This window comes from Shewanella putrefaciens (assembly GCF_016406325.1).
Classification (GTDB): domain Bacteria; phylum Pseudomonadota; class Gammaproteobacteria; order Enterobacterales; family Shewanellaceae; genus Shewanella; species Shewanella putrefaciens.
This window is the reverse complement of record NZ_CP066370.1, coordinates 3,924,321-3,949,190: the sequence shown is the minus strand read 5'-3', so window position 1 is coordinate 3,949,190 and position 24,870 is coordinate 3,924,321. Positions and strand designations below refer to the sequence as shown.

Sequence of the window (24,870 nt, the reverse complement as noted above, 5' to 3'; positions counted from 1 at the left end):
TAGACCTCGACCTACACGCATTAAGGAGACATGATGTTACCAGCACCGCGTTTTACCGCTTTTAATCCTCCTCGCCGTATTTTAATGGGCCCAGGCCCATCGGATGTTTATCCCGAAGTGCTTGCGGCGCAGTCCAGACCGACGGTCGGTCATTTAGATCCGCTGTTTGTGGGCATGATGGATGAGCTTAAGAGCCTGATCCAATACGCCTTCCAAACTAAAAACGAAATGACCATGGCGGTATCAGCGCCGGGCAGTGCGGGCATGGAAACCTGTTTCGTTAATTTAGTCGAGCCGGGTGAGAAGGTGATTGTCTGCCGTAACGGTGTGTTTGGTGAGCGTATGCGCCAAAACGTCGAGCGTATGGGCGCGATTGCCGTGCTGGTGGACAATGAGTGGGGCACTCCTGTCGATCCAGCCGCAGTAGAAGCGGCACTGAAAGCCAATCCCGATGCCAAATTTTTAGCCTTTGTGCACGCCGAAACTTCTACTGGCGCCTTGTCCGATGCCAAAACCTTGTGCGCATTAGCCAAAACCTATGGTTGCTTGAGCATAGTTGATGCGGTCACTTCCCTTGGTGGCGTCGAGTTAAGAGTCGATGAATGGGGCATAGATGCCATTTATTCCGGCAGTCAAAAATGCCTCTCCTGTGTACCGGGTTTATCGCCAGTGTCTTTCTCGCCTGCAGCCGTCGAAAAACTCAAGAATCGCAAGACCCCAGTGCAAAGTTGGTTCCTCGATCAAAGCTTAGTGATGGCCTATTGGACCAGCGCGGGCGGCAAACGTAGTTACCATCACACTGCGCCAGTGAATGCGCTTTATGCACTGCATGAATCCCTGCGTATGTTAGCGGCCGAAGGTTTAGAAAATGCGTGGCAACGCCATCATGACATGCACTTAGTGCTACGTGCTGGGCTGGAAAAATTAGGGCTAAACTTTGTGGTTGCCGAAGATTCGCGTCTGCCACAACTTAACGCAGTCTATATCCCCGCTGGCGTCGATGATGCCGCGGTGCGCACTCGTTTGCTGAAGGATTACAACCTCGAAATCGGCGCAGGCCTTGGCGCCCTTGCGGGTAAAGCATGGCGCATCGGCCTTATGGGCTTCGGTGCTCGCCGCGAAAATGTCGCCTTATGCCTCAAGGCATTAGAAGAGGTCTTGAGCTAAGCGACTGAACCATCATCCCCGCAGTGCTTTTGAGCGGGGATCCAGCTTTTGGGTAACTGAAGTTTGATTAAGCATCGTCATCCCCGCACTGCATTTGAGCGGGGATCCAGCTTTTTGGCAATCTAAGTTTGTGCTAATGCTTTCTCAGGGACATTAAAATTTTAACCTATTACAGGGTAGTTATTATGAGTATAAATCCACAGGCATTTTTTATTGTGCAATCAGATCCTGATGGTAAGGGAATACCGTATTTTATGGATAAAAATTGGACTCCTGAGTTACCTGACTATGAGATTTATGACTCACCACCGTGTGAGGATGATTTTTTAACTGCTTATTCTCTTAAAGCAAAAGCATATCAACTGAATGGTGATTATTTGGTTGATGAAAATTTAGTTTCTAATGAAATGTTATGCTTGTGTGAAAAATTAAATGTTAAGTGTATTCGTATTCCTGTCGATATTAACCTGTATCGAGGAGTTAGGCCGCAGAAAAAGTATTTTTTATTTTTTCCATTAAGTTATTTATCTATCTTAGATAAGGATGAGTCCATTTATACTATCTCGATTGATTTAGATTCTGGAAAATTGAACACGCAAGAGGAACGTGGGTTAAAGAAGACATATTATGAGTCTATCGATAAATTTAAAATAAAGAATAATATTTGTGAACATTTATTCTTTTGTAACGAGATAGCGGCTTCTGTATGTTCTATTCAGTTTAAAAATGAGTACGAAGCTCTTGGTTTAACGGGTGTGAGTTTTAAGGAGATAAATGAATATTATCATTATTCTGCATGGGACTGAGTGCCTCATAAAATGAAAATATTGAAGCTAAGTGCAAGGAGTTATTAATGGACTGGATTGAGTTAGAAGAAAAATGCTTTGAAACTACATACGATACAATCAAGATGTTATTGTTAGAAAACAAAGATGAGACATTCTATGCGGTATCTCTTTACACTGACAGTAGTGCTATGTCGGTATCATTAAGTGCTAGCTCTGAGGAGAAGCTTAAAAGTATTCTCGCTGATGAAGAAGAGCAGAGCATAGAGTGTGAAAATTACTATAGATGGGCAGTATCTGAGTGGTTTTACGATGGATATAATGCGGGAGCCTTCTCCAAAATAAGTAAGATGCTTCGAGAGGACTCATCTCGAGAAATAAACTTTGCAAAGTTTAAGAGTGAACTCATTCAGACATTATCAAATGTACTGGTCAGAATAAAAAGAGAACTGCCTATTGAGTTAAATTCGACAGTGTGTTTTGTTTCAGTTACTGACGACAATGAGTCTGAAGAAATAGAAAACTCTTCTGCAAAATTAATAAACGATGCACCACTTTCAATGGCATTTATTTTAAGATTTGACTAATTAATCGTACAGATTTATCTATAAGAATAGAAACATAATCATCTTTTCTTCATGGCGATTATTCTAAATCTTGATTCAAAGATATGACTGCTGAGATGGTTGCCTATGTCAGGGTATTGGACTTCGGTTAGGGGAGTTCTGGCTATCAGGATACACGATAGTTAACGGGATTAAGCACTGGCATCTAAGTGACCGTTGGCGGCATGGCCGCTCTTTCACATCCATGTGATCGCGGCATTCGCAGTTCCGTGTGCTGCTGGTGTCACGGTCGAACCCTCAGGGATGATTTATTTTCAAACCAAAGTTGGCGTGTCACTGGAATGACTGTGCTTAATCTAAACCACTAAATATGCACAGGACTGCCAGCCTCCTCTTTTGCTAATTGACATATAATGTCATCCCGCTATTATGGCGGCACCTCAGATTACACGAACAAGATCCTATAAATGAAAAAGTTATTTATTATGCTGGCGATGATTTTTGCGGTTAGTTTAGTTACTAGCCCTGTCGTTGAAGCGAAAAAATTCGGCGGTAGTAAGTCTATCGGCAAAAACCATCAAACCGCTCCGGCTCAACCGGCGGCGACTAATACACCCACGACTGCGCCTGCGGGAGCGCCGGGCAAAAAAGGTATGATGGGTGGCATGTTAGGCGGTTTATTAGCAGGTGGCTTATTGGCTGCGCTATTTATGGGTGAAGGTTTTGAAAATATTCAATTTATGGATATTTTGATTATCGGTTTGCTGGCATTCGTACTATTCAAAATCGTTCGTACTGTGATGGCCTCAAAAGCGGGTGCGCAGCCAAGACCAGCCTATGCGGGGGCTGGCCAGCCAAATCCAAATTTTCAGCGCCAACAAGCAGAGCAAACAGGTTTTGCCAGCAATGCGACAAATAATGCCAACAGTGGCAGTAATGGTTTTGCCCAGGCGGCAAGCGATGTGCCCTTTAATTTACCCGCGGGTTTTGATTTACCCGGCTTTTTGGAAGGCGCTCGCAGTCATTACAAAACCCTACAATTGGCTTGGAATGAAAACGATCTAAGCAAAATCCAAGAGTATGTTTCCATTGAACTATTCAATGAACTCAGCAACCAACGCCGCGAATTAGTGGGCGACCAACACACAGAAGTGATGTTTTTGGATGCTGAACTGGTACGCGCCACGCACACTGCCAATCTTGCGGAAGTGAGTGTTAAATTTAGCGGCCGCTACCGCGATACCGTTGAAGGTGTAGAAGAGGACATTAAGGAAGTATGGCATTTGGAGCGTAACGTAGCGCACGCCAACTCACCTTGGTTAATCGTGGGTATCGAACAGTAATCAGCCCAGTGTTCAAAGCAGCCTTAATCTCTTAAGGCTGCTGTTTATATCCCTTGAGTATCAGTCCTACCTTATCGCAACAGTTCAATTGTGTTGATAGATTAAAAATCCAGCTGTTATTGCATTAACTCTTGGCTGTGGCAACTCTTTGATCATTCTTTGCCAAAAACCCTTCACCATGCTCTAGGCTTAGCTATTTGTGCGCATCTTTAATTACGTAGCTTGATAGAGGCCGTAATTTATCAACCAATAGTACACTGACCCAACTGATCACTGCCGCTAACAGGGTAGAAAAGAGCACATCTTGCGGCCAGTGCATACCGAGCAACATCCGGCTTAATCCCATTAATAATCCCCAACCTAATAGCAGGATTGCAAACATGGGTAAGCCAGCACACAGCAAATAGTAACTGGCGGTAAGTACCAGTGTTGCAGCAAAGATAGTGTGTCCAGAAGGAAAAGAGTAACCGACTTCATCTTCCCAATGTTGATGGATACGCGAGTCGAGTTTCATCGTGGGGTCTGTGGCGATTAAGCCATCGAGTGCATTAGCGATTGTTTTAGATCGCGTCTGTTTATCCAATTGATAGAAGGCATCAAGTGAAAGCTGTTCATCTATAGGTAGTGCTTGCTCAGTGAGAAAAACCACATTAGGCCGAGGTTCTTTAAAAAAAGATTTGAGTGTATGGCTGAGGCTCAAGCTTATGACTTGGCTAATACTAATCGCTAAAAATAGACTGATAAAAAGTGGTTTAGGCATAAGACGATAGGCTATCGCCAGTACAAACAAGACCGTCGCCACGCCATAGGGGGCGGTGCCCGTGGTGGTAATCCAATATAACATTCTGGCAAATGTAGAATGCAGATCGATCAGCGGAAACAGTTGGTTTTGCGTCAGTAATAATAAGCTAGGAATCGTTGCCAGCAATAACCAAGCAAGGCCTAAACGGCAGAAAAGATTGGCGCGATGAGTCAAAATAAAAGCCTCTTTATAAAACACCATAGGCTACAAGGTGAGCATGGCTTTGCCAATAAAAAAATCCCGACAGCAAAAGGTGGCGCTGTCGGGAGTCTTCAAGGGTGGATCTGTGATGCGTTATTGCGCCGTATTTTTAGCTTGATGTCTGGTCACGAACATTAAAATGAGCAGAACGACTAACAGCAAACCTGTACCCATCAATAGGGCGTAATCTTCTAATTGCAGTATCGAATAGAGCACGGCGTACAAACTCACTAGCATTAAGCCAACGATAGAACCGCGCTTCATGCTCGCAGTAGCGCTGCCCACATAGGCGGATACCGATAGCACAGGAATACAGGCGGCAATGAGATAAGCATGTAAGAAGGCTAAATGTTCAGATAACGATAGCAATAACAAGTAGAACAAGGCCATGGCACTGCCGACTAAAACATATTGAATCGTACTTAGGCTAGTTTTTTGACCGAGTTCGAAAATAAACAACATGATAAAAGTCAGCACGATAAACAGTAGGCCATATTTTACTGAGCGTTCTATCTTGCCGTAATGAGTCACAGGTTCAAATAACATGGCATTGGCCACGACTTCCGTGAGCGTCGATTGACTGCTCTTAATAAACTCTTGTGGATAGTTACGGGTTAAGTGGCTGATATTCCAACTAGCAGTAAATCCGTTGGCGCTGATCTTGCGCTCTGCAGGGAGCAAGCCTTTAAAACTCGGGTGTGGCCAATCCGCTTGGATATTGATCAGGGTTTGTTCACCTAATGGTAGGGCGCTAATCGATTGTGAGCCGCGCAGTGTCATCGCAAAGTTCACACTAAAATCACTTGCTTCACCGACTTGAAGCCTTTGATTAAAGCCTTTTTCTAAGCCCCCTGTGGTTAAGCCTGTACCCGACATCAGTGAGCCAGAGAGTAAAGTGGAGTCGCCTGTAATTTCTATTTTCTCCACTTTATCAATTGCTTGGTTAGATGATACTCCAAAAACTAAACGGGCATTTTTATTATCGAAGGCGATAAGGTTAGGAATGTCATAACGGTTAAGGCTGAAGTCGGCCTGACCTCGTAGTGCTGCGTTATATACAAGGGATTGGTAAATGCCGCGGGTACGGAAATCATGTTTTAGGTCTAAATCGAGGGTGAGCTTTTTCGGTAGGATCACTAACTCATCTTGATAGGTACGCTTCACTTCATGGCGAGTTTTGCCGTCGTTACTGACTTCTTCTTGCAGCACAAAATAGCTGTAAGGGATCACCAGCACAGGACCAGAGAGAGTTTGCTGCTCACCCCATGAGCGGCCAATTTCATCGACCACGCTATGGTATAGGGCTTGGCGATCTGAGGTCATATCCATAATGATCCCTAATGGGATCAAGGCAATAATTGATAATATGCCAATGGTTAAGGCTTTGAGTAGCGTGGTATTTTTAGCCAGTGGATGCAATGTTGGTTTGTTATTGGGTAACTGAGCCTGTGGCGATTCCATGTTTGCTCCTTGCTCCTGATTGAATTTTTTAAGCAGTGCTCGTACAACTAAGTATCCGGCTGTGCCAAATAACACCAGCGTGAATAGAGTTAATACGCCTGCAATAATGTTGAACATGTAATTTCATTCCCTATGAAATGCGGTCGTTAGGTTGAATTGTGCTAGCGGCTGATATTAAAACAGATTTGCCCCCAGAAGTTGCGGGCAAGTTGCTGATCAATAGTGGCAAAATCATGGCAATGACCACTAACACTATCTCTACTGTTTAAATGATTAGGCCGAAAAAGAGGAGGCTTTGCCGACATTTGGGATGGTTGTCCTCGTCGTCATCTTCTTTTCTAATGTGAGTAGCAGTATTTTGAAAATTTACTTAAAGGTGACTGGCTCTTGAATAGATAACCGAGTGAGTAGATTGGTGTGGATATTTTAGCGGTTCATCTGCAAAGTTAAAATCTGTAATCCCTCAAGTGACACTTGAGGGATTACCATTTTACCGACTTGCCAATATCCATTTCGCTTTAAGTGTCTTCCATGATGCGAAAGAATGACTAATTGACTTTATTACAGTTTAATAACCGTATTTGGCAACAGGATGCCAGTTTTTATTGACTTCATCTTCAATAAATTTTTGTTTTTCTTTAATTAAATCAGCTTCAACCAATCCAATTGCTTGTTGAGCTTTCTCTTTGGTGCTGATATCTGGATAGCTGACTTGTGTCACTTTGAAGTGTTTTAAAACACTCGCGAGTTGATTACGTGCATCGTTGGCTTGTTCAATCGCTTTATCCAATAGCTGCTTACCTTCCTCTGGATTATGGGCATAGAGGCCATGTGAAGACATGGCAAAATCCCAGCGCCATTGACTGTGCCGTATCGCCATTATGGGTTCATTCATTTGTTCCCATTTAGCGCCTGCATCCCATGCTGCTTTGGCTTCGTAGTGAGCCTTGACGAGTAAAGATTCCACTTCGCGGGCTTTGGTTTCAATGGTTAACTTATTCGCCGCGAGTTTAGTTTCGATTTTGGTTTTACTGCTATGGCAGCCGCTGCAGCTACTATCAAAATGCGGTAAGGCTTTATCAACTTTATGGCTCGTAAATTCAACACCTTTTGCATCCTGCTGGGTTGGCATATGGCAAGTAATGCAAGTGACACCGACTTCGGCGTGTTTACTACGACTCCAGTGCTCAAACTCAGGATGACGTGCTTTGAGTATGGGCGTTTTTGAAATGGGGTGGATCCATTCAAAAAAGCGGCGAGTGTCGTAATATTTTTCAATATCATCGGCGGTACTACCAAAAATCCAAGGAATATTAACGACATTACTTTTTTCTGGACGGAAATAATAAGTCACATGACACTGACCGCACACCTGTGCGCCTTGCATATTTTTATCTTGTTTATCGAATGGCAAGTGAACTTTGGCCATTGCATCTTGAGCATGTGGGCGAGGTAAGGCTAATTTCTGTGTACCAGACTCATGGCAATCGCTGCAATAGACGACACTTTGGATCTCTTTGCCCAAATCGGTAAAGTTTTTGGCAGAGTACCCTTCAAATCCCAATTGTTCTATCAATCTGGGTGCATCAGGTGTTTTACAGGTCCAGCAACTGGCGGATAAGCCCTTCTCTCCCGCTTTAGGGGGCACTCCTGTACGTAAAGTCTGTGTCACATCGGCAACGGCGAAATGGTGTCCCCGTGGGCTATGGTACTCTTTTGCATAGGAAGATCCTGCCCAGAGTATGATACTGGCAGGATAATTTGCGAGCATATCCTCGCGCTCAACTTGTTCAGATGTGGCTTGCCAAGATTGATATTGATTAGGATATTTTTGTTGATTGCTGGTATCAGAAGCCGCTACAGATGTGCATGTAGCAATAACGAGAAAGCCAATCAGCTTGAGTAATATGACTGTTTTTAAATAAATTTTCACTTTGTATCCTTTTGTCAGAACATCAATATTAACCTGGGCGCCCATCAATACGGGGGCGGGTGAGAATAGGCAGGTAATGCCATACAAATAGTGCAAATGCGATAAACCAGCAACTGGCGGCCAACCATAACCAGACTTGGGTGTGAGCCGGAAACCAAATTGGCATTAGCGCCCTAAGCAGTGCCGCTAACGGTAGGCAGATAAATGCCAAAATCATTTTCGGGCCTTCATAAATATTTCGGCTCGTGTGTCCGAGTGACACTCTAGAAATCATTGAAAGACACAAGGTCGCCATACAACCAATGGCAAATAGGTGAAGCAAACTGCGATAGGCATATTCATTATCAAGATACCAACTCATGGCCAACAGGCTGATTGGTAGCATGAGGTAAGCAATATGTAAGGACCACAGCATGGGTTCTTTCAGTGTTTTATGGGGCAGCCAGCGTGCAAACCGAACAAGCTGCAGTAGTCCAGCGATGAGTAGCAAGCTTCGTTCAATTTCTTGTGGTATTAGATGAGTTAGTGCCTGAATAACCAGCAAGATCATCGCGAGGAGCAGGGGATATTCAATCCAAGGCAAGGGGTTTGCTTTAGTTGCTTTGATGCGCATCGCGGTAAAGAAGGGAATAACGCGTCCGGCCACTATGGTAATGAGTAAGGCTAACCACCACAACATCGCCTGCCAGATCTGATTAGCAAGAATAAAGTCTCGTTCAAACAGCGCATAGTAGCTGACATTATTAATCACGAGTGCTGCAAATAACATGATCGGAAAGCCAATATTACGCCATTGCTTCACCTTATAGATACAGCGCCAGAGGGTGAAACTTGCCATGCCAAGGAACAAAGAATCAAACAAGGCTGGCAAGATTAACGGAATTTGCATTGGGAGTAAGAGTAACAATCGCGCCAGTAACCAGCAGCTAAAGGTTAGCGCCAGTGGCCATCCCTTTAATGTGGGTTGATTGGTCCAGTTTTGGACGGCGGTCAGTAAAAAACCACACACAATTGCCATAGCAAAACCGAACAACATTTCATGTGGATGCCACCATAGTGGCAATATATTGGCCCAAAAGGAGGGGGCAAAAAAGCTATATTGGGGAGTAAACCAAGTCAACAGCCATAGTGGAATGTATAGCGCAGCAATGATAGCGCCTCCAAGAAAAAAAGGTCTAAAGCCTAAGCGCCACAGTGCATGAGTACGTTCGGTTTGTTTAGGATCATCAATATTTAGCATAGTCATTAACCTAGTGGCGGGGCTGCTCAATGGCAATACACTTAAGGTGTATTTGATATGCTTTTTATATTAGGCTGAAATTGTGTGTAATTCAAACCGTATCTTAGGTTTTGGAACCAAGGTCTCATCGCGGACATTCAGCAAAGGGGCGAAGTGAAATCATCAAGGTTTTAATGGGGCATTCATATAGCGGAAGCAAACTGCGAGTAGTACAAGGTAGGCAACAGGTAAAGCTGCATAGATAAGTGTTTGGTTTGACTGTAATTGAATCGCTATCTTATAGAGGGGAATATAGATAGCAGGATAGATGAAGCTCCCCCAAATAAAGCCTTGGTTCATGAGCCGATTAAATAGCGGTGGTTTATATGTGCTTTTATGGCCAGCGAGTAGCATCAGGTTTGCAAATACGACAAATGGGTAGATAAGTAAGGGAAGACCGCCCAGCAGTAGCAATACCCAACTCGCTATATTTTCCCATGTACTCATATCATATGTTGTCATTTCCATTGAGAGTACCATCTTCCTTGTATTGAGGATTTAGCCCAAGTGATTTAGAACTCATCCGTTAAATTGTGCTGCAATTCAGTTACCTTGAATAGCAAGGATATAATTGGCAAGTTGCTGCATTAATCCCCCAACATGACCGAGCAGACTCAGCATTAAACTAAAAAGCACAGTCGCATTTGGCTATCTGTGCTTTTTTAATAAATGTTATAACGGTTGTTAATCAGTGGCGTTGAGTTTTTTTTCTAACTCATTCACTTGCGCTTGCAGGGCTTCTAACTTTTCACGGGTCTTTAATAGCACATGCTGCTGTACATCAAATTCTTCGCGGGACACCATATCCAACTTGAGCAGTTGATTTTGCAGTACTTGCTTGCTGCGTTCTTCAAATTCACCAGCAAATTGCTTTAGACCACTGGGTAAACTGTCACTCAGCTGTTTCGCCATTTCTTCGATTTTCTTTGGATTGATCATCATCTTGTCCGCCTTTTCACTGAATGGCTCGATTGTAACTCAGTATGTTAGGTTTCAAAAGTAAAGTAGACACGTGGGCACTTTAGCTGGTCGATGTTGGGATATAGATTAGGTCTGCCTTAGTCCAAGACGGGGATTTGTTAGCCTTAAAACGGCTGATTCTGCTATGATCCCATCCCTTTAAGTAGACTTGTTTGGATGTTGCGCAAAGATGAAACTCAATCCTGCCCAAAATGATGCTGTTCATTATGTTTCTGGCCCGTGCCTTGTGTTGGCGGGTGCGGGCAGTGGTAAAACGCGCGTAATTATCAATAAAATCGCTTATTTGGTCGAAAAGTGTGGTTATAAGGCGCGCAATATTGCGGCGGTGACCTTCACCAATAAAGCCGCACGCGAGATGAAAGAGCGAATTGCTCAGTCGATGGGGCGTAAGGAAGCGAGAGGATTATGGATTTCGACGTTTCATACCCTTGGACTTGAGATCATTAAGCGTGAGCATAAGGTATTGGGTTTAAAGCCCGGATTTTCGTTGTTTGATGATCAAGATACCTTGGCCTTACTCAAAGAGTTAACCCAAGACGAGTTAGATGAAGATAAAGATTTACTTAAGTCGCTTGCGAGTACCATTTCAAACTGGAAGGGCGGCTTAATTATCCCGGAGCAGGCGCGCAAAATCGCTCAAGATGAGCAGCAGCATTTATTTGCCATGCTTTACCAGCGCTATGCTCAACATATGAAAGCTTATAATGCTTTGGATTTCGATGATTTAATTCTATTGCCTACCCTGTTATTGAGGCACAACGAAGAGGTTCGGACTCGTTGGCAAACTAAGATCCAATACTTGCTGGTGGATGAATACCAAGATACCAACACTAGCCAATATGAGATGGTGAAACTACTTGTAGGCGAGCGTGCTCGTTTTACTGTAGTGGGGGATGATGATCAATCTATCTACTCATGGCGTGGCGCTAAACCACAAAACCTTGTATTGTTAGGTACTGATTTTCCTAAACTTAAGTTAATTAAGTTAGAACAAAATTACCGTTCTAGTCAGCGGATTTTACGGGCTGCCAACATTCTGATTGCGAATAATCCCCACGTTTATGATAAAGCGCTATTTAGCGAACTTGCCTATGGCGAGCCGCTACGAGTGTTATTTGCTGCTAATGAAGAGCAGGAGGCTGAACGTGTCGTTGCAGAAATAGTGCGACATAAGTTTGTTGGCCGTACTCAGTTTGGCGATTATGCGATTTTGTATCGAGGCAATCATCAGTCACGCTTGCTTGAGCGAGCACTGATGACGAACCGTATTCCTTATAAATTGAGTGGTGGTACTTCATTTTTCGCTCGCGCTGAAATTAAGGACATCATGGGCTATCTAAAGCTAGTGGTGAATCCTGACGACGATAATGCTTTCCTGCGTATTGTTAACTTACCCAAACGTGGCATAGGTCCGTCGACATTAGAGCGTCTAGGTCATTTTGCGAATGAAAAGCATATATCTATGTTTGCGGCGATTTTTGAGCCTGAACTCAATCACCATCTTCCGCCAGCGGCTATGTCATCTTTGTATCAGTTTGGGCGTTTTATCGTGGAAACAGGCGATCAAGCACAGCGCGGTGAGCCTGTAGAGGCGGTGAAGCAATTAATTCGTAAAATCAATTACGAAGATTATCTATATGAAACTAGCACCAGTGCTAAGGCCGCTGAAATGCGGATGAAAAATATCTCAGAGTTGTATCGTTGGGTCACAGAGATGCTTGCTGGCGATGAGCTTGATGAACCTATGACCTTACCCGATGTGGTTAATCGACTAACGCTTAGGGATATGATGGAGCGTAATAGTGAGGATGAGGGGGGTGATCAGGTTCAGTTGATGACTTTGCATGCTTCAAAGGGCTTAGAGTTTCCCTATGTATTTATGGTTGGCGTAGAGGAGCGGATCTTGCCCCATCAAACCAGCATAGATGAAGACAATATCGATGAGGAGCGTCGTTTGGCGTATGTGGGTATCACCCGAGCTCAACGTGAGCTTTGGTTTACGCTTTGCCGTGAAAGGCGCCAGTTTGGTGAAACTATGCGTTGCGAGCCGAGTCGCTTCTTGTTGGAATTACCACAAGATGACCTTGTGTGGGAAAATCGTAAACCACAGCAAACAGAGCAAGAGCGCATACAAACGGGGCGAAGCCACATTGCTAATCTAAGGGATATGTTTAAAAAGTGAGCGCACGCTATATCGATTTGTTGTTATCGTACATGTTTAAGCACAATCTTGTTGCTGATTATCCGCTAGCGAAAAGGTTTCAGCTAAGGCTATTCCTTGGCCAAACTGATAACCCAATGAGCTAAATATGCGGATTTGTTCTTGGCTTTTAATCCCATCTACAAAGGTTTGTAATCCTAATGTTGACGCCGCTTTTTGATAGGCAGATATCAACTTAATGTGTTGTTCATCCACTAGCTGTTGGGTGATATTGGCATCGAGTTTTAACCCTTTTATGGGTAAAAATAGCAGGTTGTTTAGTGCGCTATGACCACTGCCATAGTGGCTTATTCCAAGATTAACGCCAAGTTTATCAAGTAGTTCAAAACCATTAATATGGTTTTCAGTTTCCTGAACTAATGCCTTTTCACTAAAGAATAACCATAAACGACTTAGATTAAGTTGAGTTTGCTTGAGAACATTTTTTAGACTACGAAGTACATGCTTATGCTTTATATGTTGGCTAGATAGCATCACATGCAGATTAAGTTTATCTCCATAGCTTCTAAGTAATTGTGGATAGGTTCTATTCACGGCTGCTAAGGTGTATTTATCTAGCTCTACAATAAGATTCGTTTGCTCAGCAAGGGCATTAAGCTGCTCCTGTTGTACCGTACCTCGTAGGGGATGCTCCCAAAATAGGCAGCTTTCTAATGCATAAACTTCTTGAGTATTTAAGTCCACAATAGGGAGATAATTCAGTTGTAGCTCAGATTGCTGCAATGCTCGTCTAAAGTCATTTTCAAATGCCGCATCTTGCATAGCTTGTTGTGACGAACTATCGTCAAAAATAACATAGCAACCTTTGCCATTTGCCTTTGCTTGATACATAGCCATATCTGCATTGCGCAACATAGATTCACTGGTATCGAATTTATGATTACCACTGACAGTTATGCCAATACTGGCACCAGAGTTAAATTCTACTGAGCCTAGTTTGTAAGATTGAGAAATGGTTTGGATGACTCGTTCGGATATATCTTTGGCATCATTAATACTGTTAATGCTATCGAGTAGAATAACAAACTCGTCACCACCGAGTCTGGCTAAGGTATCGTTATCGCGAATACAGGATCTCAGGCGACTTGCTGTTTCGATTAAGAATCGGTCGCCTTCAAGATGGCCCAGAGTGTCGTTTATCTGTTTAAAGCGGTCGAGATCGATAAACAATAAGGCAAATTGTTCGAGGCTGTGGCGCCTAACATGCTTGATTGCTTGATTTAAGCGTTCCATAAACATGGCACGATTAGGGAGGCCCGTAAGCGCATCGTGCTTTGCATCGTGAACTAATTTTGCTTCCATACTACGACGTTGGAGGATCTCTTTCTCAAGGTCTTTATTCAGCTCGGCTAAATCTTTTGTTCTGGCGATGACTTTTTCTTCAAGTTCTTCATAACTGCGACGGAGTGATTCTGCTGAAAGCTTTTTCTCAATCGCCGCACCAATATGTTGTGAGACGAAAGTTAATAGCTCTAAATCCTTAATTTGATAATTCTGCGTCATGCTAAAGCTATAAATGGTTAGCGCGCCACGGACTTGATCATGGATAAAGAGTGGAATACCTATCCATTGATGCATCGTCTGTGTGTGGTTTAACGAGGGTGCTTGGGTATAGATCTCGCCACTGGTAATCAGGGTATTAATATCATTTTGGTCTAGTAATAGTGGGCGTTTATGTTTGAGCACATATTCAGTGAGTCCATCTTGTAGTGGACGAGTTCCTGGATGCTTATTACCTAGTTGTGATACATAAAAAGGGAAGGTGAGATGGGTTTCTTCTTCATTGAGTAAGGCAATATAGCAGTTATTCGCGGGTATTAAATGGCGAATAACATTATGTAGTTGAGAGTAAAAGTCAGGGGTGTCCGTGCCAGAACTGGCAAGTTCTGCTATTTCAAACAACGATTTTTGTAGACGTTCAGCTCTGCGCCTTTCATATACTTCTTGCTTGAGTTTATCGTAGGCTTGGCTAAGTTCTTTGGTGCGCTGTTGTATAGCCTGCTCTAACTGTTCTTGATGTTTAAGCCTTTCCATTACGCCGGCAATATGGTGGCAAATAAACGTCATTAATTCGACTTCAATATCACCATAATTTACATTTGTATCATAGGTTTGTACGACTAATACACCAGTCATTATACCATCGTGTTTAATGGGCACTCCGAGCCATAGGTGGCAGGGTGAACCTAGGTTCACTATCTCACCTGCCGCGATGAGTTCATCAACTTTATCATTGTCACACAGGAGTGCTCTACCCGTTCTGAATACGTACCCTGTTAATCCCTGCTGCAATAAAGTAGAGAGTGATTCCTCTGGATAAAGTTGTGCGGGATGAGCATCTTTTTCATCGGCAAAAAAAGGAACAGCGATTGTGCCTGAAGCGACATCGAGAGTAGCGATAAAAAAGTTGTCAGCGGAGATCAGTTGTTTTAAGTGTTGATGTACACCTACATAGAATTCTTCTAATGAGGAAACTTGAGTCGCGATATTCGATAACTCAAGTAGGGCATTCTGGATGATTTCGGCACGCTTATACTTATGCGCTAAATATTTTAAGCGGATAATTCTTTTTTTTAAGCGTTCAACCCTAAGAGTCGACGATTGCGTAGTTTCATCTTCATCCTTAAACATGATACTCACTTGTTAAATGTTTGTGTTTTTGCCAAACGCTATAATTAGCATGAAATACCGTAACATCCAAGTCATATTTATGAAGAGCGTCAGATGGAAAAGCGCACTAATGTATCAAAACTTGAGCAGTCAGTAAAAAAAGTGCGAAACAGCTATAGACTCAAAGGCTATTTGTCCATACTATATGCGGCGCTAACCAAGGCGAGCGCCCATAGCTCAGCTGGATAGAGCGCACCCCTCCGGAGGGTGAGGCCGAAGGTTCGAATCCTTTTGGGCGCACCACTTCCGTACAGCGTTGTGAGCTTTTAGGTTAGCATGATAAGTGAAATCAGTGGTGATTGTAGCTCAGTTGGTAGAGTCCCGGATTGTGATTCCGGTTGTCGTGGGTTCGAGCCCCATCAGTCACCCCATTTTATCTACAGATTCATTTTACGGTGATTAGCGCAGTCCGGTAGCGCATCCTGATAGTTAGGATGAAAGTGGACCAGAGGAAACCCTCTGAGCTGATTACAAAAGTAATACAGATTGACGGTGATTAGCGCAGTCCGGTAGCGCATCCTGATATTTAGGATGAAAGCGGACCAGAGGAAACCCTCTGAGCTGATTACAAAGGTAATACAGATTGACGGTGATTAGCGCAGTCCGGTAGCGCATCTGGTTTGGGACCAGAGGGTCAGAGGTTCGAATCCTCTATCACCGACCAAATTCTTCGCATAACTAGCGAGCTTAATCTAGATTAAGCAAATAGTTTACAATTTACGGTGATTAGCGCAGTCCGGTAGCGCATCCTGATGTTTAGGATGAAAGTGGACCAGAGGAACCCTCTGAGCTGATTGCAAAGGTAATACAGATTGACGGTGATTAGCGTAGTCCGGTAGCGCATCCTGATGTTTAGGATGAAAGTGGACCAGAGGAACCCTCTGAGCTGATTACAAAGGTAATACAGATTGACGGTGATTAGCGCAGTCCGGTAGCGCATCTGGTTTGGGACCAGAGGGTCAGAGGTTCGAATCCTCTATCACCGACCAAATATAAAAAGGCCTCAGTATCCAATACTGAGGCCTTTTTATATTTTCTCTCTTATCTTACTTGAGCAGTTAACAAGCCTTCTTATTGAGGATAAGGGCATGAAAGCGTGCGCTCAGTTATATAGATAGGGTGGAGAGTCGTAAAGCTCCCGAAGGAGCTTCACGACTGATTTATTCTAGATTTTCTGGTGGCGCAATAAATCCTTGATAGGCATCCGTTCTTAGTTCATTAAAGCGTTCAAGTTGTGCTTTTTCTTGAATGCCAGTCACTATCACTTGAATATCTAATCCTTTAGCGACATTAATAATAGCGCGGCAAAGCTCACTGTTATGCTGTGCTTCATCGTAATAAGAGAAAGACTGATCGAGCTTAACGTAACTCGGTCTAAGCTCTTGCAAATAGGACATAGAGCCAAATTGACGTCCAAAGTGGTCAATACCAAATTTAGCACCATTATCGCGAATAATTTCACACAAGTGTAAACATGACGCTAAATCGCTATATACACCAGCTTCTGGTATTTCAAAGCAAATGCGTTCAACATGTTGGGCATTGCGAAGGAAATGATTAAGCCACTCATGAAATTGGGGATCGCTAATACTTTGGTGTGTTAAGTTAATTGCCACTGGCTCATAGCTACGCTCGAGGAGTTTTTGTTCATATACAGTTTCAATTAAACACTTATCGAGTAGCGCACCAAGCGATAATAATTCAATGTAAGGCATAAATTGCCCTGCATGCGCTAATTTATCGCCAAGTTCTAATTGGCAATATAATTCCCGTTGTGCAATACCATCTCCATTACAAAATTGAATAGGTTGCCATCTAAACTTAAACTTTTTATTACTGATAGCATGACTGAGATTATCTCGCCATTGTTCACGGGTAAAAAGCTGTTGTTCAGTTGTTTCAAACCAGTGGAAGGTTTTATTTTCTTTGAGTGCTTTTTGTAATGCGTTATCTGCTTGTGCCAAAATATCCGATACTTTCATTTGCCCTATTCGCTCAGCAACGCCTATTGCAAAGTTTTCATTAGGTTTACAGCCTGCTTTGGACATTTCTTGGTTAATTGTACGGATCAATGTTTGCAGATATTTGCTGATTTGATCGTGTTCAACATCTGTGACTAAAAACGCAAATTCAAAAGCCGCAATGCGTGCGATAACCGAAGGGGTAATTTCATTCAATTCCTTCTGAAATCTCTCCGCGAGAATACGTATGGTTTCATCTCTTACTTGATAACCATATTTGCTATGTACTTCTTCAAGCCAATCTAGTTTTGCTAGGAAGAGTGCGCCACTGCTAGGCTCACTTAACCAGCCGTTGAGTCGGTTTACCACATATTGCCTATTGGGTAAGCCTGATGCTGGATCCATAAGATTTTTCTTACGAAGTGCGCCGACTTCTTCATCTAAAGATTGGAATACTTGCTTTAGTTGCGTCGACATACTGTTAAAGGCGGTTACAAGATCCTTCAGTTCAGTGGTTCTAGGCAATGGCATATCTGGGCCAAATTGGCGAGCTGCGATACGCTTAGCGTGTTCTGATAGTGCATGTAGGGGCTTTAGGATCCAAGTTAGTCCTAATCTTGCGGTAATTATGGCAACCAAAAACAATAGGGAGAAAGCGATGATGGTATTTGACATGATCCGCCACAACTCATGATAACCAAACCCAGGATGAGCGGTAATTTCAAGTTGTGCAAGTTGTAACCAGCCTGATGTGATCGTGCTTTCTTTGCGTATAGTCTTAAAGAGATTGAGATTGATAAACCACTGAGGGACGCCTTCAATTTTTAGTGGATTTGTCCATTCCTGTTGTTTGCCATCTACCATCCATGTCAATTTCACTTTTTGGTAGTAACCACCTTCAAAAATAACATTGACTAACGTTTCTGCCGCGACTGTATCACCAGCCTCGAGTGCAGGGGTGAGCATTAAGCCGAGAGAGTTGCTGACGTTGTTTAGATCGGACTCCATTTGCTTAGTTAAAAAGCTTTGGGTCTCAGTAAATTGCACATAACCTAAGCTTGCGACTACTAACAAAAAGAGGCTAAACAGCAGCGAATAAATCTGTCTAAACAGTGTCATTTTGGGGGGCTACTCCAGTTTTAATTTAGGTTGCCTGAGACGGTCAACACCTAATCTGTGGTTGAGGTCATTCCATTTTTCGAGTCGCGTAGAGGAACCCGCTAACACACCTCGTCCTTGTTCTTTGTTAAGCCATAGTTGTTTACCGTTAAAGCTATAAACGGGTAATAAATCTTTCCGTTTTGTCGCTGGTTTTATCTCATGGTCGAGATTATCGAGTACTAAGGGTACGGCTGAGGGCGTTTCATAGTAAGCCAATACCATATGGTATTGATTGACACTGGTTGCTTTTACCATAGTAATTCGCATCTTATCTTCTGGTACGCCTAACTGGAGTAAAGTGAAGTATTTTGCAATTGAGAAATCCTCACAATCCCCCCCCATTGACACCAATAAATTCCATTGGGGTCGCCCAATAATTCGACTCTCCCCACAGTTTTATATCATCAACAAAACGAAATAAATTAAAAAAGTTATTCACTTTTAACAGTTTTTCTTTTTCATCTAACGTACTTGCTTCAGATAAAACCTTAAACCACGCTTTGGCACGCATGCCTGCACGTTCGCCATAATGTTTAACCAGAGTTGAGGTTATTTTAGTTTCATCAAGGGTTTGTGTTGGCGCAGCATAGAGACAACAGATCCCTAGGGCTGACGCTATTAGACTAAAGCGGCAGACTCGCAATAATGAATCTTTATAATCAAGTCTGCCGTTCATCACTTAATGTTTTAGTCCTTAATTTGGATTGTCATCGACAGAGTAAATTGTCCATTTCATATCCGTTGTTGTGTCATCACCAGTTACTTCGGCGACAACACGGCGGTTGCGCATTTCAGCTTCTGGAGTTTGTTCTAATACTATTGGGCGACTAGAGCCATATCCGATGGCGGTGAGTCGGCTTCGATCTATGTTAAAACGGTCTGCTAGCGCTGCAGTGACGGCATCAGCCCGCTCTTGTGATAACACCGCATTGCGTTCATCAGTGCCAGTGCGACTTGTGTGGCCTTCGATAGTCACTTTAGTCGTTGGATATTGGCGTAAAAAAGCCGCGATATCTTCAATCTGAGAATAGTACTCAGGTGCGATAAAGGCAGAGTCGTTTGGAAATAAAATATTTATCTCCTTTCGTTCATTAATCGCTTTAATTCTGCCACAGCCATAGTTATCCGTACTTGCACCCAGCATAGTGTCGTTGCAACGTTCACGGGCCTCGACAACACCATCCCGGTCTTTATCTGATAGATCATAGGCTTGAGTCGTTGTCATTTTCTCAATATTAACCGTATCTCGCATGGAACAGCCAGCTAAAAGTATGATACTGAGGAATAGGATTACGGTTTTCATTTGTTAGTTCCTCCTTCATAGTTACGTTCGCCACGCCATGCTTCAGGGCGAGTCACTTTGAGTGAGTCTAATAAACGACCAGTAGCGTTGAGTACACGATATTTTGCGATGATTTCATCATATTCGGTCTGTAAATAATCTTTACGAGCCTCAAATAGTTCATTCTCAGTATCGAGTAAATCGAGTAAGCTGCGCTGACCGAGGTTGAATTGTTGCGCATAGGCAGATTGAGTATCTTTTGCTGCAACGACGTGATCGCGAATATATTCTTTCTGTGGTGCTAACATTTCATAGGCGTTCCAAGCTAGATTCACGCCTTCAACCACTTCTCGTTGTGCACGTTGGCGAATTTCTTTTGCTTCACCGAGCTTATAGGCAGTTTCTTTTTCCCGAGCAAGATCTCTTCCTCCAGCGAAAAGGTTGTATTTCACTCGAACCATAGCAAGGAGATCGTTGTTATGTCCGCCCACATTTTGGCTCGCCAGATTACTTACGCCATCTTCACCGCCAATATCATTATTCCAATTACCACTGAGCTCTAATGAAACCTGTGGATAATAATTGGATTGAACGGATGAGCGCTCATTTTCAGCCGCACGAATATCATTAGCCGCGGATTTTAAAATAGGATGATTCTGCTGGGCATCATTTAAACTTGAACTAAGATCTTTTGGTAACATGTCAGCATCTGGTACGGGCTGAATTAAATCAACTGGTTCAGATTCAACGACTTTGACGTATTGTGCTTTCGCATCAAGTAAATTATTGCGCGCTGACATTACATTGGCATTTGCACGAGCAAGACGGCCAGATATTTGGGATAAGTCAGCGGTTGAACCTAAACCAGAATCGGTGCGTTGTTTAATTTGGTCATAAATCTCTTTATGGCTATCGAGATTTTTTTCTGCCAGTTTTAGGACTTCAAGAGTACGCAGATAGTTGAGGTAGACTTTACTGACCTCTAGTGCCATATCTTCTGCCGCGGCGAGTAAGGCCCACTGATCTGCACTGGCTTCAAAGCTATAGCGATTGACTTCGCTGCTGGTATAAAAGCCATCGAATAGCATTTGTTTTAAGCTAACACCGAATTCTCCACGGTTTAGCTCCGCCACTCCTTTACTATCAACATCACCCACATTTTTACGTCTGCGAGTTGATACACTGTCGGTTTGCTCATAACCATAACCGCCAGTGATATCAATGGTTGGCATATAACCAGCCATTGCTTGGTTAACTTGCTCTTCCCGCGCTTTAAAGCGATTAAAGGCGACACGCAGATCTGGATTGGTATCGATCGTGTGCGCAACCGCCTGCTCTAAAGTCTGACTTTGAGCCGATAATGGTAATAGTATTAATGATAATACCATGGCTATTTTTGAACATTGAAATGGTCGTTTTACTAAAGTATTCATTGCAAACCTCCCGGTTTATAACAGGCTTAACGCTCTCTAAGCGCAGTGTCCTTAGCCCTTAAAATTGGATTTAAAATGTACTCAAGAATGGATCTTTGTCCCGTGATGACATCAACCGTAGTTAACATCCCCGGAATTATTGGCATCTGCGTGCCATCGTCTTTAACTAAACTCGATTCTTCTGTCCTCACCCTAATAAGATAGAAGCTATTGCCCTCTTCATCCTGCGATGTATCTGCACTGATATGTTCGACAGTACCTTTAAGGCCGCCATAACGAGTGAAATCATAGGCGGTGACTTTAACTATCGCAGGTAATCCTGGATGTAAAAAAGCAATGTCTTTTGGTAGTACTTTGGTTTCTATCAATAATTGGTCCTCGGAAGGAACAATTTCAATAATGTTTACACCAGGTTGTACAACGCCACCTAATGTATTGATATGTGTTGTTTTAATGGTGCCGTTAACAGGTGAGGTGATAATGGCTTTACTGACTTTATCTTGTGCGCCAACCTGAGCTTCATTCATACGAGATAAGCGAGTTTGGGTCTCGTTAAGCTGCGCCCGCAAATCGGCGGCATACACAAATACAGCTTCCCGACGTTTTAAAATGGCTTCGTCTAGGGCTGATTTCAATTTTGGTCTAAGTAATCGTAGTGAGTTGAGTTCACCTTGAGCATCGTTAACCGCACGCTCTAACTTGAGCAATTCGACTTCTGGCACAATCCCCTTTTTAGCGAGAGGTCGAGTCAGTTCTAGTTCTCTGGAGATTAACTGCATACTTGTGGTGAGCGTTGTCGTTTTTGAGGCAAGCTCATCGATTTCCTGCTGCCTTTGTTGAATTTGGCGCACTAATATCTCAAGTTGATTACTGAGATTATCTAAACGACCGTTGTATTCCTCTTGTTGCCTATGCACGAGTGCAGGCTCCGCTGCCACTATACTATCAGGGAAAACTAAGGCTTTTTTGGTGATTAAAACCTGTTCACGCCAATCAGAGGTCATATCTGAGATTAATATGCTATCTAGCTCGGCTCGCATACGAATAGCGTTAGTTTTTAAACCAAAAACTTCCTGCTCTTGTTGAGCGAAATCTGAGCGGAAACGAGTGTCATCAATTCGTACTAAGGGTTGCCCTTTGGTGACCAGTTCACCTTCCCGTACGTAGAGCTCTTGCATTATTCCGCCATCCAAGCTTTGAATAACCTGAACCTGTGAGGAGGGGATCACTTTGCCTGAGCCTGTGGTGACTTTGTCTAATTTGGCAAAAGCTGCCCACAACAAGAAACAGACAATCATTGCCGCCATTGCCCAAATAATTAATCTGTGGCCTGTGGGCGCATCGGTCATCATGGCACCATAGACATCATCTACCATGTCCAGATCATTAGCCGTTAAGTGTTTACTCATTTTTTACTGCCCCCATTGAACAGACCAAAATTGAGTTTTTCTAACACTTCAGCTTTAGGGCCATCAGCGACGACATGACCGCGTTCAAGCACGATAATGCGATCAACTAATTGTAATAAGTGCATTTTGTGCGTAATTAACAATAGGGTTCTGTCTTTGCTCACATTTTGCATTGAGCGAATAAACTGTTGCTCAGCCCGCGCATCTAAGCTTGCTGTGGGCTCATCCATTAAGAGCACTGGCGGATCATTGAGCGTTGCTCTTGCAAGCGCCACTGTTTGCCTTTGTCCACGACTAAGCGACATACCGCCTTCACCAACCTGCTGATCTAAACCTTCAGCTTCAAGATTCGTAAATTGGCTTACGCCTGAGAGTTGTACCGCCCGTATCAGTTGGTGTTCAGTCACTTGGCGAGTACCAAAGAGAATATTATCCCTAATCGTCCCGTGAAATAGCGTGACATCTTGAGGCAAATAGCCGAAGTTACGGCGTAGATCGCTAGGATGAATTTGTGCAGAATCAATACCGTCGTAACGTAGACTGCCAGTGGTCGGCTGGAAAAGACCGACTAAAAGTTTGGCGAGTGTACTTTTACCTGAACCATTGCGCCCAATAATTGCGATGCGCTCACCGGGATTAATGGTCAGAGACATGGGATATAACACGGGTTTTTCTGACCCTGGATAACTAAAACCGACATTATCGACATTAATCTTACCGAGCAATCTCTGTTTACTGACTAAATGACCTTTATTTTGAAACTCATCTTCTTGCACCATTAAGTCATTCAGTTGACGCAATGCACTTGCTGTATGGTTTGCTCTTGTCATCAGGCCTGCGAGTTGTGCCATCGGGGCTATGGCACGGCTAGATAACATGACCGCAGCAATGATTCCTCCCATTGAAATGACATTATCAGCAACCCGATAAACCCCCAAAATAACCACACTTACAACGGTAAACTGGACAATAAAGTTGGCAATATTTGACACTGAATTAGATAGGTTTTTAGATCTCAATTGCCAGTTTGCGCTATGGCCTATCATTTGCTGCCAGCTTCTTTGCACTATACCTTCGGCACCGTTTGCTTTTATTGACTCAAGCGCAGAGAGGCTTTCAATTAAATGTCCATGTTTAAGGCTTGAAAACTTATTACCTTCTTCAATCGCAGCTTTTAATTTGGGTTGTGTGTAAAGCGTAAAACCTATAATGATAACGCCCCCGATAACGGGAATAATGGCAAGATCACCAGCAACGATGAAGATAATAATTAAGAAAAATAACGCAAAGGGTAAGTCAACTAATGTGGTTATTGTTGCAGAGGTTAATATCTCGCGAATATTATCAAATTCACCGAGTTGTTTTGCCATACCGCCGATACTGGGGGAGCGTTTCTCAAGCGGAATACCAATGGCTTTAGCAAAAAGTTGTGATGAGACAATGATATCTACCTTTTTACCTGCAACATCAATTAAATAGCTTCGTAATTGTCGCATCACAAGATCAAAAAGATAAGCAATAGAAGCACCAATTGCGAGAACCCAAAGAGATTCAAAAGCGAGATTGGGAACCACTTTGTCATACACATTCATGATGAAGAGTGGTGAAACGAGCGCAAATAAATTTACTAAAACAGACGCAATAAGTGCATCTCGATAAATAGGTGCGGAATCTTTTAGGGTTTGGAGCAACCAATGGGTTTTATTATCGTGAAGATAAACATCAAAGCCCATGTCACCACGGTATTCTTGTTTTACTAAAAATAAATAACCTACATATAAGGCTTCTAGTGACTCAATATTGAGTGTCTCTTCACCACCCGTTTCAGGTAATTGAATAACAGCTTTATCTGACTCTAAATTGAGCTCGCGTAATATACAGGCTTTCTGATCTTTTAATAATAAAATACAGGGGAGCAGTATTGGTGAGACTTCATTTAATCCCTTTCGAGACAATTTTGCAGCTAAACCCGCGCGCGATGCTGCTTGTGGAAGTAAATCTGGTGTTAAAAGAGCACCAGACAGGGGTAAACCTGCCGCAAGCGAATCGCTTGAGCATGGGTTTCCAAAATGTTCAGTGAGGAGCACTAAACAATCTAGCAATGGATCAACTATAACTCGCTGCGAAGCAGAAATAGTCCACTGCTCAATTCTTTCAGACGCTGTGACAGGCACCTAATTATCTATCCTTTGATTTTTATATGGTTATCCAAAGT

The 24,870-nt window shown here is 43.1% G+C and carries 17 protein-coding genes, 4 tRNA genes and 1 pseudogene; 9 read left to right on the top strand and 13 right to left on the bottom strand.

Annotation, left to right across the window (positions count from 1 at the left end):
• The first annotated feature begins 33 nt into the window (after window positions 1-33).
• The 4 genes from JEZ96_RS17570 (at window position 34) to JEZ96_RS17555 (ending at window position 3,861) form a co-directional block, all read left to right on the top strand.
• The gene (locus JEZ96_RS17570; protein ID WP_128090227.1) at window positions 34-1,167 is read left to right on the top strand and encodes a pyridoxal-phosphate-dependent aminotransferase family protein; all 1,134 of its coding nucleotides are present in this window, start codon (window positions 34-36) and stop codon (window positions 1,165-1,167) included.
• A gap of 185 nt (window positions 1,168-1,352) precedes the next feature.
• Window positions 1,353-1,973 carry a hypothetical protein gene (locus JEZ96_RS17565; RefSeq protein WP_025008172.1) on the top strand — a complete coding sequence of 207 codons (621 nt, stop codon included), beginning with the start codon at window positions 1,353-1,355 and terminating at the stop codon, window positions 1,971-1,973.
• A 47-nt stretch (window positions 1,974-2,020) separates the two neighbouring features.
• Window positions 2,021-2,539: a DUF4303 domain-containing protein gene (locus JEZ96_RS17560; RefSeq protein ID WP_025008171.1), complete on the top strand. Its 519-nt coding sequence runs from the start codon at window positions 2,021-2,023 to the stop codon at window positions 2,537-2,539.
• A 446-nt stretch (window positions 2,540-2,985) separates the two neighbouring features.
• Complete coding sequence (locus tag JEZ96_RS17555) at window positions 2,986-3,861, top strand: Tim44 domain-containing protein (RefSeq protein WP_025008170.1); 876 nt, start codon at window positions 2,986-2,988, stop codon at window positions 3,859-3,861.
• 193 nt (window positions 3,862-4,054) lie between these two features.
• Here JEZ96_RS17555 and JEZ96_RS17550 read toward each other — a convergent pair whose 3' ends face one another.
• The 6 genes from JEZ96_RS17550 to ubiK form a co-directional block, all read right to left on the bottom strand.
• Window positions 4,055-4,864 carry a phosphatase PAP2 family protein gene (locus JEZ96_RS17550; RefSeq protein WP_061782988.1) on the bottom strand — a complete coding sequence of 270 codons (810 nt, stop codon included), beginning with the start codon at window positions 4,862-4,864 and terminating at the stop codon, window positions 4,055-4,057.
• A 93-nt stretch (window positions 4,865-4,957) separates the two neighbouring features.
• Window positions 4,958-6,442: a cell envelope integrity protein CreD gene (creD, locus tag JEZ96_RS17545; RefSeq protein ID WP_025008168.1), complete on the bottom strand. Its 1,485-nt coding sequence runs from the start codon at window positions 6,440-6,442 to the stop codon at window positions 4,958-4,960.
• 451 nt (window positions 6,443-6,893) lie between these two features.
• A complete protein-coding gene (locus JEZ96_RS17540) occupies window positions 6,894-8,303 on the bottom strand; it encodes an ammonia-forming cytochrome c nitrite reductase subunit c552 (RefSeq protein ID WP_011920132.1) in 1,410 nt (469 codons plus the stop codon).
• Complete coding sequence (locus JEZ96_RS17535) at window positions 8,287-9,498, bottom strand: NnrS family protein (protein ID WP_011790978.1); 1,212 nt, start codon at window positions 9,496-9,498, stop codon at window positions 8,287-8,289. The genes JEZ96_RS17540 and JEZ96_RS17535 overlap by 17 nt, the downstream gene beginning before the upstream one ends.
• A gap of 162 nt (window positions 9,499-9,660) precedes the next feature.
• Window positions 9,661-10,017: a hypothetical protein gene (locus tag JEZ96_RS17530; protein ID WP_082785947.1), complete on the bottom strand. Its 357-nt coding sequence runs from the start codon at window positions 10,015-10,017 to the stop codon at window positions 9,661-9,663.
• Window positions 10,018-10,221: 204 nt separating this feature from the next.
• On the bottom strand, window positions 10,222-10,476 hold the full coding sequence (gene ubiK, locus JEZ96_RS17525) for a ubiquinone biosynthesis accessory factor UbiK (RefSeq protein ID WP_014611466.1): 255 nt from the start codon (window positions 10,474-10,476) through the stop codon (window positions 10,222-10,224).
• Window positions 10,477-10,687: 211 nt separating this feature from the next.
• Between ubiK and rep the strand changes: the two genes are divergently transcribed.
• Window positions 10,688-12,700 carry a DNA helicase Rep gene (gene rep / locus JEZ96_RS17520; protein WP_014611465.1) on the top strand — a complete coding sequence of 671 codons (2,013 nt, stop codon included), beginning with the start codon at window positions 10,688-10,690 and terminating at the stop codon, window positions 12,698-12,700.
• A 36-nt stretch (window positions 12,701-12,736) separates the two neighbouring features.
• Here rep and JEZ96_RS17515 read toward each other — a convergent pair whose 3' ends face one another.
• Entirely contained in the window at window positions 12,737-15,370 is a 2,634-nt protein-coding gene (locus JEZ96_RS17515; RefSeq protein ID WP_061782986.1) for a sensor domain-containing phosphodiesterase, read from the bottom strand.
• 205 nt (window positions 15,371-15,575) lie between these two features.
• On the opposite strand from JEZ96_RS17515, the gene JEZ96_RS17510 reads away from it, so the two are divergent.
• The 4 genes from JEZ96_RS17510 (at window position 15,576) to JEZ96_RS17495 (ending at window position 16,398) form a co-directional block, all read left to right on the top strand.
• Window positions 15,576-15,652, top strand: a tRNA-Arg gene (locus JEZ96_RS17510).
• A gap of 52 nt (window positions 15,653-15,704) precedes the next feature.
• Window positions 15,705-15,780 (top strand) — tRNA-His (locus JEZ96_RS17505).
• Window positions 15,781-15,996: 216 nt separating this feature from the next.
• A tRNA-Pro gene (locus tag JEZ96_RS17500) sits at window positions 15,997-16,073 on the top strand.
• A 248-nt stretch (window positions 16,074-16,321) separates the two neighbouring features.
• A tRNA-Pro gene (locus JEZ96_RS17495) sits at window positions 16,322-16,398 on the top strand.
• 171 nt (window positions 16,399-16,569) lie between these two features.
• Here JEZ96_RS17495 and JEZ96_RS17490 read toward each other — a convergent pair.
• From JEZ96_RS17490 to JEZ96_RS17465, 6 genes and pseudogenes are all read right to left on the bottom strand, one after another.
• Entirely contained in the window at window positions 16,570-18,489 is a 1,920-nt protein-coding gene (locus JEZ96_RS17490; protein WP_011790973.1) for a bifunctional diguanylate cyclase/phosphodiesterase, read from the bottom strand.
• 9 nt (window positions 18,490-18,498) lie between these two features.
• Window positions 18,499-19,207, bottom strand: a pseudogene (locus JEZ96_RS17485) (transglutaminase-like cysteine peptidase).
• 18 nt (window positions 19,208-19,225) lie between these two features.
• Window positions 19,226-19,834, bottom strand: a complete 609-nt coding sequence (locus JEZ96_RS17480) for an OmpA family protein (protein WP_025008854.1) — start codon at window positions 19,832-19,834, stop codon at window positions 19,226-19,228.
• Window positions 19,831-21,246 carry a TolC family outer membrane protein gene (locus JEZ96_RS17475; RefSeq protein ID WP_011920126.1) on the bottom strand — a complete coding sequence of 472 codons (1,416 nt, stop codon included), beginning with the start codon at window positions 21,244-21,246 and terminating at the stop codon, window positions 19,831-19,833. The genes JEZ96_RS17480 and JEZ96_RS17475 overlap by 4 nt, the downstream gene beginning before the upstream one ends.
• Before the next feature lie 26 nt (window positions 21,247-21,272).
• Window positions 21,273-22,655 carry an HlyD family type I secretion periplasmic adaptor subunit gene (locus JEZ96_RS17470; protein ID WP_011920125.1) on the bottom strand — a complete coding sequence of 461 codons (1,383 nt, stop codon included), beginning with the start codon at window positions 22,653-22,655 and terminating at the stop codon, window positions 21,273-21,275.
• Entirely contained in the window at window positions 22,652-24,829 is a 2,178-nt protein-coding gene (locus JEZ96_RS17465) for a type I secretion system permease/ATPase (protein WP_014611461.1), read from the bottom strand. The genes JEZ96_RS17470 and JEZ96_RS17465 overlap by 4 nt, the downstream gene beginning before the upstream one ends.
• Window positions 24,830-24,870: the final 41 nt, after the last annotated feature.

Excerpts from the sequence above, each read along its gene's own strand:
- JEZ96_RS17570 (WP_128090227.1), top strand. The coding sequence starts at position 34 with ATGTTACCAGCACCGCGTTTTACCGCTTTTAATCCTCCTCGCCGTATT.
- JEZ96_RS17565 (WP_025008172.1), top strand. The coding sequence starts at position 1,353 with ATGAGTATAAATCCACAGGCATTTTTTATTGTGCAATCAGATCCTGAT.
- JEZ96_RS17560 (WP_025008171.1), top strand. The coding sequence starts at position 2,021 with ATGGACTGGATTGAGTTAGAAGAAAAATGCTTTGAAACTACATACGAT.
- JEZ96_RS17555 (WP_025008170.1), top strand. The coding sequence starts at position 2,986 with ATGAAAAAGTTATTTATTATGCTGGCGATGATTTTTGCGGTTAGTTTA.
- JEZ96_RS17550 (WP_061782988.1), bottom strand. The coding sequence starts at position 4,864 with ATGGTGTTTTATAAAGAGGCTTTTATTTTGACTCATCGCGCCAATCTT.
- creD (WP_025008168.1), bottom strand. The coding sequence starts at position 6,442 with ATGTTCAACATTATTGCAGGCGTATTAACTCTATTCACGCTGGTGTTA.
- JEZ96_RS17540 (WP_011920132.1), bottom strand. The coding sequence starts at position 8,303 with ATGGGCGCCCAGGTTAATATTGATGTTCTGACAAAAGGATACAAAGTG.
- JEZ96_RS17535 (WP_011790978.1), bottom strand. The coding sequence starts at position 9,498 with ATGCTAAATATTGATGATCCTAAACAAACCGAACGTACTCATGCACTG.
- JEZ96_RS17530 (WP_082785947.1), bottom strand. The coding sequence starts at position 10,017 with ATGGTACTCTCAATGGAAATGACAACATATGATATGAGTACATGGGAA.
- ubiK (WP_014611466.1), bottom strand. The coding sequence starts at position 10,476 with ATGATCAATCCAAAGAAAATCGAAGAAATGGCGAAACAGCTGAGTGAC.
- rep (WP_014611465.1), top strand. The coding sequence starts at position 10,688 with ATGAAACTCAATCCTGCCCAAAATGATGCTGTTCATTATGTTTCTGGC.
- JEZ96_RS17515 (WP_061782986.1), bottom strand. The coding sequence starts at position 15,370 with ATGTTTAAGGATGAAGATGAAACTACGCAATCGTCGACTCTTAGGGTT.
- JEZ96_RS17490 (WP_011790973.1), bottom strand. The coding sequence starts at position 18,489 with ATGACACTGTTTAGACAGATTTATTCGCTGCTGTTTAGCCTCTTTTTG.
- JEZ96_RS17480 (WP_025008854.1), bottom strand. The coding sequence starts at position 19,834 with ATGAAAACCGTAATCCTATTCCTCAGTATCATACTTTTAGCTGGCTGT.
- JEZ96_RS17475 (WP_011920126.1), bottom strand. The coding sequence starts at position 21,246 with ATGAATACTTTAGTAAAACGACCATTTCAATGTTCAAAAATAGCCATG.
- JEZ96_RS17470 (WP_011920125.1), bottom strand. The coding sequence starts at position 22,655 with ATGAGTAAACACTTAACGGCTAATGATCTGGACATGGTAGATGATGTC.